We start from the raw sequence: 11,659 nt of genomic DNA, 5'->3' as shown, positions 1-11,659 counted from the left end.
GATAAAGGGTTGTGATTCGGGTTGAGGACCGTTATTTGCCGCACGCCTGGCTGCCCAGCAGGGTCAGCAGTACGGCGTTCTGGATATGCATCCGGTTTTCCGCCTCATCCATGATGAGGGATGCCGGGCCATCCATGACTTGCGAGGTGATCTCCAGCTCCCGGTGCGCCGGCTGGCAGTGCAGCACGTGCTGGATGCCGGTGCGATCGAGCAGGGCCTGGTTGATCTGGTAGGGCATGAAGAGGTCGGTGACCTGTTCCATCGGGGTGCTGTCGCCCATCGACACCCAGGTATCGGTGTAGGCCACGTCGAACCCTTCGATATCCGCCACGTCATCGCTGATGTGGATGGTCGCGCCTGACTGGGCCGCCAGTGCCTGGGCCTGCAGGAAGATCTGGGTGTCCGGGCCGTGGCCCTTGGGGCAGATCAGGGTGACGTCGGTACCGAGCGTCGCCCCCAGCAGCAGCAGGGAGTGGCTGACGTTGTTGCCATCGCCGAGATAAGCCAGCTTCACCTTGGACAGATCGTCGTAGTGCTCGGCGATGGTCATGAAGTCCGCCAGCCCCTGGCAGGGGTGGTAGAGGTTGCACAGGCTGTTTACTACCGGTACCGAGCCATGCTCGGCCAGTTCGACCAGGGTCTGGTGATCGAACACCCGGGCGACGATGGCGTCACACCAGCGCGACAGGTTGCTGGCGAAGTCCTTCACCGATTCGCGCTTGCCGAGCGCACCGTTCTGCTGATCCAGATAGACGCTGTGACCGCCCAGCTTGGCGATACCGATGTCGAAGGTGACCCGGGTGCGCAGGGAGGGTTTCTCGAACAGGGTAACCACGCTCTTGCCCGCCAGTGCCTGGCCGTACTTTTTCGGATCGGCCTTGACCGATTTGCCCAGCGCGATCAGCGCCTCGATTTGCGATTTGTTCAGGTCGCTGTCTTTCAGAAGGTGTTTCATGGCAGTGTCCTTTTTCATTGATCTCAAATCGCAACCTGGGTGCCGACCGCACCGCCTGCCAGCAGCTTGAGCAGCTGATCCGGGTAGCGCCAGCTGGCGACACAGACCGGCTTGCCCAGGGTCTCGGCGGCGTGCAGGGCCGCCTTCACCTTGACCGCCATGCCGTCGGCGATGACGCCCTTCTCCATCAGATCGAGGGCGGTGGCCTTGTTCAGCTGGGGCACCAGTTTGCCCTTGCCATCCAGGATGCCGCTCACGTCGGAGAGCATCACCAGATCGGCGCCAAGCGCCTCGGCAATGGCGGTGGCCGCCTGATCCGCGTTGACGTTCATCAGCTGACCGTCGGCGGTGATGCCGATGGAGCTCACCACCGGCAGGAAGCCCTGGCCCAGGATGCCGGCCACCAGCGCCGGGTTGCCCGGCTGGCAGTCACCGACCGCGCCGAGTTCCGGGTCGAGCTGGGTTACCTGGCACAGACCACCATCGGCGAGGCAGAGCCCCACCGCCGGGATGCCGGTGGCGATGGCCTTGGCCATCATCATCTTGTTGGCGGTGCCCGCCAGCGCGCCGGCGATAAAGGGGATCTGATCGAACGGGGTCACCCGCAGGCCGTTCTTCTTGCTGGAGGTGAGCCCCAGCCCCTTGAGCAGGTCGTCCACCAGGCAGCCGCCGCCGTGCACCAGCACCAGGGGTCTGTGCTGCTCATCCAGAAATGTCTTGAGGGTGGCGAACAGGGCGGTCAGTGCCTCGTCGTTCTCGATCAGGGCGCCGCCCAGCTTGATGACCAGAGTCTGTTTGTCCATCGTTGTGATCCTTCCTTGAGTCTTTAAACCAGGCCCTGGCCTGCGTCGAAACCGAATTTGATATTTATGCACTGCATCGCCTGGGAGGCGGCACCCTTGAGCAGGTTGTCGATGGCAGAGACCACCACCAGCATGTTGCCCTGTTGTTGCCAGGCGATGTCGCAGTAAGGGGTACCCGCCACCCCGCGGATGGAGGGCATCTGGCCGGTGAGGCGCACCAGCGGCTTGCCTTCGTAGGCCTTGAGGTAGGCCTGATCCACCTGGGCCGGAGTCACGCCGTCCGCCAGCTGCACATAGATGGTGGCCAGGATGCCGCGCACATAGTTGCCAAGGTGGGGCTGGAACAGCACCTCCTTGCCGAGGTGATGGCTGATCTCCGGCTGGTGGCGGTGCGAGAAGGTGCCGTAGGGATTGAGGCTCACCTCGCAGAAGCTGGTGTTGATGGCCGCCTTGCGACCGGCCCCGGAGACCCCGGAGACCGCATTGATGATGGGCTGCCACCCCTTGGCGATGAGGCCGGCCTGCTGCAGCGGCTTGAGGGCGCACAGGGAGGCGGTCGGATAGCAGCCGGGTACGGCGACAAGCTGGGCGGCCTGGATGGCCTGTGCATTCCACTCCGCCAGACCGTAGGCGGCCTGCTCCAGCCACTGTTCGCTGTCGTGGGTGAAGCCGTAGAAGGAGGCGTAGAAACCCTGATCCTTGACCCGGAAGGCGCCGGAGAGATCGAACACCGGCAGCCCCTTGACCAGGAACCTGGGCGCGAGATCTGCGCTTACTTCGTGGGCGGTGGCCAGCAGCACCAGGTCGGCCTGGGTCAGGATCCGGGTCATGCCATCCTCGTCCAGCGGCAGCAGCGGCTGATCCAGCTTGCCGACCCACTGGGGATGCAGGGAGGAAAAACGCTTGTGGGCGTCCTGGCTGCCAGCCGAGACATAGAGTCCGAACAGCTTGAGTTGTGGATGGTTCTGGACCAGTGCGGCCAGTTCGGCTCCCGCGTAGCCACTGGCACCGACGATAACGGTGTTAAGCATTGTTGAGTATTCCAAGTCAGAGTTCGAATTTCACAGCGTGGTGCTGCGAGGCAAGGGGTGGTCAATCGCCCCTTTGGTGCAACTGGTGCGGAGGGGCAATTCAGGCGGGGTTGTGTCGTCGGTTATAGATCAGGTGACAGAACATTAACTTTCCCTTACAACTAGTAGCCTTTGTCGGTGGGCTGCGTATCCTGTTAAGCTTGCAGCATATTCATGCATTCACATTGCATTTGTATTTTCTATCAGAAACGTTTCGGGGACGCAAGGAGGAGCGGGTGGCCAATCTGGATTTTTTTTCTCTCTACAAGAACATTATTGCGATTCCCTCCATCAGTAGCACGGATCCCAAGTGGGATCAGAGCAACGAGGCGGTGATCCGGCTGCTGGCGGACTGGTTCACCCAGCTCGGTTTTCGCTGCGAGGTGACCGCCCTGCCTGAGCTGCCGGGCAAGTTCAACCTGGTGGCGACTTATGGTCAGGGGGAAGGAGGACTGCTGCTGGCGGGCCACACGGACACTGTGCCATTCGATGAGGGAGGCTGGCGCAAGGATCCCTTCAAGGTGACCGAAGAGGGCAACCGCCTCTATGGCCTCGGTACCATCGATATGAAGGGCTTCTTTGCCTTTATCGTGGAAGCGCTGAAAGAGATAGACCTCAAGACTCTCGACAAGCCACTGCGCATTCTGGCGACTGCCGATGAGGAGACCACCATGGCGGGGGCGCGCGCCATCGCGGCGGCGGCCGAGCTCAAGCCGGACTACGCGGTGATCGGTGAGCCCACTGGTCTGGTGCCCGTGGTGGCCCACAAGGGGCATATGTCGGAGGCGATCCGCATCACGGGCAAGAGCGGCCACAGCTCGGATCCCGCCAATGGCGTCAATGCGCTGGAGATCATGCATCAGGCCATGGGCCAGGTGCTCAAGCTGCAACACAGCCTGAAGGAGAAATACGCCGACCATCGCTTTGCGGTGCCCCAGCCGACCCTGAATCTCGGCTACATTCAGGGGGGCGATAGCCCGAACCGTATCTGCGGCTGCTGCGAGCTGCATATCGACATGCGACCCACTCCGCAGGTCGGTCCCGATGAGTTGATGGGGATGCTGAAAGAGGCGCTCTCCCCCATCGAGATCCATCAGCCGGGCTGCCTGCACCTGCAGCACCTGCACGAGCCCATCCCCGCCTATGCTTGCGCAGATGACTCGGAGCTGGTGCGCGAAGCCGAGAAGGCGAGCGGCCGGGCCGCCGAATCCGTGAACTACTGCACCGAGGCCCCCTTCATCCAGCAACTGGGGTGTGAAACCATCGTTCTGGGCCCCGGTCATATCGCCCAGGCGCACCAGCCGGACGAGTATCTGGACCTCTCCTTCGTCAAGCCGACCACGGCGGTGCTGCAGCACCTGATCCGCCGTTTTTGCCTGTGACGGGCACGGCGCAGAGAGTAGAACATTTGTAAGTAAGTTACATAACAAGCCGCTCCTGGAGAGGTGATGGAAATACATCTTCTGAATCGGCCTGTTATTTGACCTTGCGCAGACAATCTGGGTAGATTGTCACCCTAAGATGACGGAGCATATGTTGTAATCGCACAACAATAAGTGAGGCTGTCATACACCCCGGGACGGGTGTCAGGCACCAACAAGATAAGGATGTGGAATGAACGAAAAGTACGCCGCACTACGCGCCAACGTAGGCATGCTGGGTCAACTGCTGGGCAAGTCCATCAAGGATCATCAGGGTCAGGCCTTCCTCGACAAGATCGAAACCATTCGCCAGCTGGCCAAGTCCTCCCGCAAGGGCAATGAGGCCGATCGGGAACGTCTGCTCGATACCCTGCGCACCCTCTCCGACGACGAGCTGCTGCCGGTGGCCCGCGCCTTCAGCCAGTTCCTCAATCTGGCCAACGTGGCAGAACAGTTCCACACCATCTCCCGTCGCTGCGAAGAGCAGACCTGCACCCCGGATCCGCTGGAGCTGATGTTCGACAAGCTGAAAGCCTCCAATCTGTCGCAGGAGGCCATCATCCAGGCGGTGCGCGAGCTGGATATCGATCTGGTGCTGACCGCTCACCCCACCGAGGTGACCCGCCGCACCCTGATCCACAAGCATGTGCAGCTCAATGACTGTCTCGAGGCGCTGGAACTCTCCGACCTGCTGCCCCGCGAGCGGGACAAGATCCTCAATCGCATCGAGCAGCTGATCAATCAGGCCTGGCACACCAACGAGATCCGCGAGCAGCGCCCGACCCCGGTGGACGAAGCCAAGTGGGGCTTTGCCGTGGTGGAGAACAGCCTGTGGCCGGCCATTCCCGAATTCATGCGCAATCTGGACGAGCGCCTGCAACACCACCTGGGTGTGCGGCTGCCGCTGGATGCCGCGCCGGTCAAGTTCACCTCCTGGATGGGCGGTGACCGCGACGGCAACCCCTTCGTCACCGCCAAGGTGACCGCCGAAGTGCTGGAGCTGGGCCGCTGGATGGCGGTGAGCCTGTTCTACAAGGACATCAAGGAGCTCACCTCCGAGCTCTCCATGTCCGACTGCACCGACGCCGTGCGCGAGCGGGTAGGGGATCATCCCGAGCCCTACCGCGCCCTGGTGCGCGAGCTGCGCGAGGCGCTGCGCGAAACCAAGGAGCACCTGACTGCCAAGGTGCAGGGTCAGGTGAGCGAGAGCCGCGATCTCATCAAAACTACCGCTCAGCTGCGCGAGCCGCTGGAGCTCTGCTACCACTCCCTGCACGCCTGCGGCATGGGCAACATCGCCGACGGCATGCTGCTGGACGTGCTGCGCAAGGTCGCCTGTTTCGGCATCCATCTGGTCAAGCTGGACATCCGTCAGGATGGCGAGCGCCACGGCCAGGTCTTCTCCGAACTGACCCGCTATCTGGGCATGGGTGACTACGCCGAGTGGAGCGAGGATGACAAGCAGGCCTTCCTGCTCAACGAACTGAACTCCCGCCGCCCGCTCATTCCCCACGACTGGGAGCCAAGTGCCGAGACCCGCGAAACCCTGGATACCTGCCAGGTGATCGCCGGCCACGACCCGGATGCGTTCGGCATCTACATCATCTCCATGGCGGGCGCCCCCTCCGACGTGCTGGCGGTGCAGCTGCTGCTCAAAGAGGCCGGCTGCAAGTTCCGTATGCCGGTCGCCCCGTTGTTCGAGACCCAGGATGACCTGATGGCGGGCACTGCCGTGATGGCGCGCCTGCTGTCGGTGGACTGGTATCGCGGCTATATCCAGGGTCGCCAGTACGTGATGATCGGCTACTCCGACTCTGCCAAGGATGCGGGCATGATGGCCGCGGGCTGGGCCCAGTATGCCGCCATGGAGTCTCTGGTGGGGCTGGCTGAGGCCAACAACATTCGCCTCACCCTGTTCCATGGCCGCGGCGGTACCGTCGGTCGTGGCGGTGCGCCGGCTCACCAGGCGATCCTCTCCCAGCCGCCGGGATCCCTGCGCGGGGGGCTGCGTACCACAGAGCAGGGGGAGATGATCCGCTTCAAGTTCGGCCTGCCCAAGGTGGCCATCAAGAGCCTGGAGCTCTACACCAGCGCCGTGCTGGAGGGGAACCTGCTGCCGCCGCCCAAGCCCAAGGAGTGCTGGCGCGAGGTGATGGAGCAGCTGGCCGCCGACTCCTGCGAACACTACCGCAGTATCGTGCGTGGTCATGCGGACTTCGTCCCTTACTTCCGCGCAGCGACGCCGGAGATGGAGCTCGGCAAGCTGCCGCTCGGTTCCCGCCCGGCCAAGCGCAAGCCCAACGGCGGTGTCGAGAGCCTGCGCGCCATTCCGTGGATCTTCGCCTGGACCCAGAACCGCCTGATGCTGCCGGCCTGGCTCGGTGCCCACAAGGGGCTGCAACAGGCCATCGATGGCGGCAAGCTCGAAGTGCTGGCGGAGATGAGTGCCCAGTGGCCCTTCTTCCGCACCCGTCTCGAAATGCTGGAGATGGTGTTCCTGAAAGCGGATGCCTGGCTCGCCGAGTATTATGACACCCGTCTGGTGCCCAAGGAGCTGTGGGGCCTCGGCCAGCAGCTTCGTCAGGAGCTCGCCGAATCCATCGAGGTGGTGCTGAAACTGAGCCCGCGCGGGGATCTGCTAGAGGATCAGCCCTGGATCAAGGAGTCCATCAAGCTGCGCAACCCCTACACTGACCCGCTCAACGTGCTGCAGGCCGAGCTGCTCAACCGTTCCCGCAACCACCCGGAGACCCTGCACCCCGAGCTGGACAAGGCGCTGATGGTCACCATCGCCGGTATCGCCGCAGGTATGCGCAATACGGGTTGATGACGCTGGCGACGCGAGTCGCGTTCAGCCAGTTCCCATAATGCCAAAGGGCGCCGACAAGGCGCCCTTTTCCATTTGCAGATGCCGATAGCGGCATTCAGTTACGCCGGTTCAAGCACGGGCGTGCAGTCAACCCGGGTCATGAGGCCTGATTCGATGATAAAGAAGGCATCCTGGGGCAGATCCTGCTGCCAAGTGGCCTCCTCATCGAGCCCGAGCAGCATGCCGCGCAGCACTACGCCGGTCAGGCCGTGGCTCACCACCACCACGTCCTCATCCTCTGGCAAGCCGGCCAGCCAGTCGGCCAGGCGGGCCCGCACTGCATCACTTGGCTCGCAGCCGGGGGCTTGCAAGTACCAGTCACGGCGATCAAGCAGATTGGGCCGGGTGGCCAGCAAGTCAGGGATGGTGCGCTGCTCCCACTCCCCGAGGGAGAACTCCCGCACCCTGGGCTCAGGCACTATCTGATCGGCCGGATGGTCCAGTTCGCCACAGACGATGGCGGCGGTCTGCATGGCCCGCCCCAGATCGCTGGCATAGACCCGGTAGGGGCGACCAGCCAGATGCTGTGCCAGACGTTGCCCGACGCCTCTGGCCTGCGCTTCACCGCGCCCGGTCAATGCCGAGTTGCAATGCCCTTGCAGCTTCTGCTGTGCATTGAACAGGGTCTCGCCGTGTCTCAGCACCATGATTCTTCTCGCCATTCACTCCTCCGGCAGTTTTCTTGGGGACGAAAAAACTACCCCAGGCACGGCGCGATGGCAAAAGCGGGATTTTGAGTCAAGAGTAACCGCATGTGCCGATCCGGGAGCGGGAGGCTGGATGAGCGAGGGGGGAAGCCGTGCTGCAGCCCCATGATGGGGCTGGTCATGCGCAATCACTTGCCCCGGCTTGCATCCCCTGCCATGCAGGCGCAGACTCTCTGGTCTTGTTTTGACTCAAGGCATTTATCATGACTCCTGCCATCAACCTCTTGAAGAAGCTCAAGATCCCCCACAAGCTCTACCCTTACGAGTGCGAAGCCCACGACGATTTCGGCAAGCATGCCGCGACCCAGCTCGGCCTGCCGGAGGCCCAGGTGTTCAAGACCCTGATCGCCCACCACGACAAGCAGGCGGTGGTGGCCATCGTCCCCTCGTCCGGCATGTGCAGCCTCAAGCAGTTGGCCAAGGCCACCGGCCTCAAGAAGGTGGAGATGATGAAGCCGGCGGAGGCGGAGAAGCTGACCGGCTACAAGGTGGGTGGCATCAGCCCGCTGGCCCAGAAGAAGCTGCTGCCCACCGTGCTCGACGAGTCGGCCATGCAGTTTGACGAGATCCTGGTGAGCGGCGGCAAGCGCGGCCTCTCGGTCGGCGTGGCGCCCCAGGACATGCTGCAGCTTCTGAAGTGGATTGCTGCCCCCATCGGGGAAGAACAGTAAACAAAGTACCTCACCCAGAAGGGGCGACCCGGGCCGGGTGGTAGTCTGCCGTGTGCTCAGGCCAACAGAGGTCCGGGTTGCCATGACGAGTAGGGCAGAGCTGCGATCGAGGGACACCAGTGGCTACACTTGTGGGTGTCTCTCTTGCCAAGGTCCAGTTTATGGTGTTGCCGCGTTTGATGTTTGCATCCCTGCTCTGCCTGCTGCCGGTGATGGCACAGGCTGCCACCCTTTTCACCTATATAGGCCCGGAGAGCGAGCAGGATCCCCGCACCACCTATGACAGGGAGCTGCTGCGCCTCGCCCTCGACAAGACCCGCGACACCTTCGGCGACTACGAACTGATTCCTGCGCCCACTATGACCAAGGCGCGAGCACGTCTGAGCATGGATCTCAATCTGCTGCCCAACCTGATGGTGATGGATAGCTACAGCAGTGCCCGCGAGGGAGAGGGGCTGGCCTATGTCCGTTTCCCCATTCACCTCGGTATCGTCAGCTACCGGATCTGCTTCGTCAGCCCGCAACAACAGGTGGCCGTCACCCGGGTGACCAGTCTCAAGGAGCTGCAGTCATTTACTTTCGGTCAGGGCAAGGGGTGGCTGGATATCGAGATCCTGCGCCGCTCGGGCTTGCAGGTGCTGGAGGTGGATGGTTACGAGAAGCTGTTCAAGATGGTGTCCCGCGGTCGTTTCGATCTGTTTTGCCGCGGGGTGAGCGAGCTTCGCAACGAGTTGCTGACCCATCAGGGGGTGACCGATCTTGCCGTCGATAGCAGCCTGTTACTCTACTACCCCCTGCCACGGGTCTTTTATACCAACGGGAAAAACAGTGAGGCCATCAAGCGGGTCGAGCTGGGGCTGAAACTGGCTTGGCAGGATGGCTCGCTGCAGGCGCTGTGGCGCGGCAGCTTCGGCCCGGCCATCGATTTTGCCAAGTTGCCGCAGCGCCACCTGATCCGGCTGGATAATCCTTTCCTCAAGGGGATTGGCTTCGATTACCGCCCCTACTTCTACAACCCGATGACGGATCGTTTCGGCGATCAGTGAGGCAGATCGCGCTCACGGCAGAGCGCCAGCCAGGCCTCTGCGGTGCGGGAGAGGTAACGCTCCTTCGGCCAGATCACCCCGAGCCGCCAGCTCAGTTCCGGCGCCAGCGGACGCAGTACCAGCCCGTCCGGGGTCAGCCTGCGGCAGACTGGCTCGGGCAGGAAGGCCACCCCCATGCCGCTGCGCACCATGGCGATGAGAAAGTCCCACTGGCTGCTGCGGGCCGCTACCTGGGGCTCGAAGCCGGCCTGCTGACAGGCCTGCTCCAGCCGCTCGCTCAGGGTGAAGGCCCGGGTGTAGAGCAAAAAGGGCTCATCTTGCAGGGCATCGAGCCGAAGCGGAGCATCGCCGTGCCAGCGGGGCAAGTCCGGCAACACCACCCGGATCGGGTAGCAGTCCAGATCCAGGGTACTGAGGGCAGCTTCCTCCCTGGTCGGCAGCATGGTGATGGCCAGATCCAGCTCTCCCTCCAGCACCGCCTGTTCGATGCGGCGTCCACCATACTCCACCAGGCTCAGCTCCACGCCGGGATAACGGGTACGATAGGCGCGGATCAGATCCGCATAGACATGGCCCACCATGGGGGGAATGCCGAGGGTGAGGCGGCCGTGCTTCAGGCTTTGCAGGTCGGCCAGCTCGTCTTCCAGCTGCTGCATCTCGGCGAGTATGGTCTGGGCGCGGTTGAACAGCACCCGGCCGCTGTCGGTCAGGGTGAAGCGGCGCCCCTCCCGGTTGAGCAGGGGCTGGCCCAGCTCCTCCTCCATGTTGCGGATCATCTTGCTGATGGTGGGCTGGGTGACGAACAGCTTTTCCGAGGCGCGGGTGAAACTCTGCTCCCGCACCAGTTCGACGAAGTAGCGCAGGGCCCGGATATCCATGGATTTCCCTCTGGTTGGCGTGTGTCTGACCGGGTTATCCTAACATGCCAATTTGGCATGATTTTGATAATTTAAATTCATTTCTTGCAGGTTTACCGTCTCTTTATACTGTGACCCAGTTCACAGAAAGACGACGATAATGAAAGCCCTCTGCATTCGTTGGTTCCAGACTCCCTTCCAAATCGCCCTGCTGGCCCTTGTCTGGCTGCTGGCCGATACCGCCGTGCGTACCCTGCACATTCCGCTCCCCGCCAACCTCACCGGCATGCTGTTGCTGCTGGCCTGCATCCTGCTCGGGGTGGTCAAGGCACAGTGGTTTGAGGCTGGCGCCCGCTGGTTGCTGGCGGAGATGCTGCTGTTCTTCGTGCCCGCCGTGGTGGCGGTAGTCAACTATCAGGAGCTGTTGCTGCAGGAGGGGTGGCGCATCATGGTGGTGCTGCTGGTCAGCACCACGCTGGTGCTTGGCACCACGGCCCTGGTGGTGGACCGGGTCTATCGCCTCGAGCTTAAACTGGCTCGCCGGAGTCGCCGCCATGTCTGATACCCTGCTCGGTTTCGTCTGTTTCGCCCTGACCCTGATCTTCTACTACGCCAGCAAGTGGCTCTATGGCAAAAAGCGCATCCTGCCCCTGATGCCGCTGTTGCTGGCACCCACCCTGCTGGTGGCGGTGGTCTTGCTGTTCCACATTCCCTACCGGGACTACATGGCCGAATCCCACTGGCTGCTCTGGTTGCTGGGGCCGGCGACCGTGGCCTTTGCGGTGCCCGTCTACGAGAATCGCCGGCTCATTCGTCGGCACTGGCTCTCTCTTTCGGTGGGGGTGGTGGCCTCCGTCATCATGGCGGTGGGCAGCACCGTCTTGCTGGCCCGCTGGCTGGATCTCTCCGACATGCTGCAGCGCAGCCTGGCGATGCGCTCCATCACCACTCCGTTTGCGGTGGAGGCGACCCGCGCCATCGGTGGCGAGAGCGATCTCACCGCCCTGTTCGTGGTGCTGACCGGGGTGATCGGCATGGCGGTCGGCGAGAGCGTGCTCACCGTGCTGGCCATTCGCAGCCGGCTCGGCAAGGGGGCCGGGTTTGGTGCCTCGGCCCATGGCGCCGGCACCGCCAGGGCTTACCAGATGGGCAATGAGGAAGGGGTGGTCTCCAGCATGGTGATGATGATCGCTGGCATGGTCACCGTGCTGCTGGCGCCCCTGCTGGGCAAGATCTTCTGGTAAGGAGAGGCGTGCCTCC

General features: G+C 62.7%; 11 protein-coding genes. 6 read left to right on the top strand and 5 right to left on the bottom strand.

The genetic code is table 11. From position 1 onward, the window contains the following. Positions 1–31: 31 nt before the first annotated feature. Genes LA321_RS04160 through argC form a run of 3 tightly spaced genes read right to left on the bottom strand, consistent with a single transcriptional unit; the run spans position 32 to position 2,789 of the window. Positions 32–955, bottom strand: coding sequence for an ornithine carbamoyltransferase (locus LA321_RS04160; RefSeq protein WP_042070750.1), 924 nt, complete (start codon positions 953–955; stop codon positions 32–34). A 23-nt stretch (positions 956–978) separates the two neighbouring features. Then, positions 979–1,758, bottom strand: coding sequence for an acetylglutamate kinase (gene argB / locus LA321_RS04155; RefSeq protein ID WP_042070748.1), 780 nt, complete (start codon positions 1,756–1,758; stop codon positions 979–981). 23 nt (positions 1,759–1,781) lie between these two features. After that, positions 1,782–2,789, bottom strand: coding sequence for an N-acetyl-gamma-glutamyl-phosphate reductase (gene argC / locus LA321_RS04150; RefSeq protein WP_042070746.1), 1,008 nt, complete (start codon positions 2,787–2,789; stop codon positions 1,782–1,784). Positions 2,790–3,064: 275 nt separating this feature from the next. Between argC and argE the strand changes: the two genes are divergently transcribed. Together argE and ppc are read left to right on the top strand one after the other, a co-directional pair. After that, positions 3,065–4,210, top strand: a complete 1,146-nt coding sequence (gene argE, locus LA321_RS04145; protein ID WP_042070744.1) for an acetylornithine deacetylase — start codon at positions 3,065–3,067, stop codon at positions 4,208–4,210. Between the two features lie 232 nt (positions 4,211–4,442). Then, entirely contained in the window at positions 4,443–7,076 is a 2,634-nt protein-coding gene (gene ppc / locus LA321_RS04140) for a phosphoenolpyruvate carboxylase (protein ID WP_042070742.1), read from the top strand. 101 nt (positions 7,077–7,177) lie between these two features. On the opposite strand, the gene LA321_RS04135 is transcribed toward ppc, so the two are convergent. Next, positions 7,178–7,780, bottom strand: coding sequence for a histidine phosphatase family protein (locus tag LA321_RS04135; RefSeq protein WP_042070739.1), 603 nt, complete (start codon positions 7,778–7,780; stop codon positions 7,178–7,180). Positions 7,781–8,028: 248 nt separating this feature from the next. On the opposite strand from LA321_RS04135, the gene ybaK reads away from it, so the two are divergent. Together ybaK and LA321_RS04125 are read left to right on the top strand one after the other, a co-directional pair. Continuing rightward, positions 8,029–8,496 carry a Cys-tRNA(Pro) deacylase gene (ybaK, locus tag LA321_RS04130; RefSeq protein WP_042070737.1) on the top strand — a complete coding sequence of 156 codons (468 nt, stop codon included), beginning with the start codon at positions 8,029–8,031 and terminating at the stop codon, positions 8,494–8,496. A 179-nt stretch (positions 8,497–8,675) separates the two neighbouring features. Further along, positions 8,676–9,542, top strand: coding sequence for a hypothetical protein (locus tag LA321_RS04125; RefSeq protein WP_329602617.1), 867 nt, complete (start codon positions 8,676–8,678; stop codon positions 9,540–9,542). Here the strand turns inward: LA321_RS04125 and LA321_RS04120 are convergent. Further along, complete coding sequence (locus tag LA321_RS04120) at positions 9,536–10,420, bottom strand: LysR family transcriptional regulator (RefSeq protein WP_042070733.1); 885 nt, start codon at positions 10,418–10,420, stop codon at positions 9,536–9,538. The genes LA321_RS04125 and LA321_RS04120 overlap by 7 nt on opposite strands. 139 nt (positions 10,421–10,559) lie before the next feature. On the opposite strand from LA321_RS04120, the gene LA321_RS04115 reads away from it, so the two are divergent. Together LA321_RS04115 and LA321_RS04110 are read left to right on the top strand one after the other, a co-directional pair. Beyond that, entirely contained in the window at positions 10,560–10,961 is a 402-nt protein-coding gene (locus LA321_RS04115; protein WP_042070731.1) for a CidA/LrgA family protein, read from the top strand. After that, positions 10,954–11,643: an LrgB family protein gene (locus LA321_RS04110; protein WP_042070729.1), complete on the top strand. Its 690-nt coding sequence runs from the start codon at positions 10,954–10,956 to the stop codon at positions 11,641–11,643. Before LA321_RS04115 ends, LA321_RS04110 begins: the two co-directional genes overlap by 8 nt. Positions 11,644–11,659: the final 16 nt, after the last annotated feature.

The sequence above is a fragment of the Aeromonas enteropelogenes genome (assembly GCF_020097295.1).
In the GTDB taxonomy this organism is placed as follows: Bacteria; Pseudomonadota; Gammaproteobacteria; order Enterobacterales; family Aeromonadaceae; genus Aeromonas; species Aeromonas enteropelogenes.
Note: the sequence above shows the minus strand (reverse complement) of the source record. Positions and strands in the feature narration are given on the sequence as shown.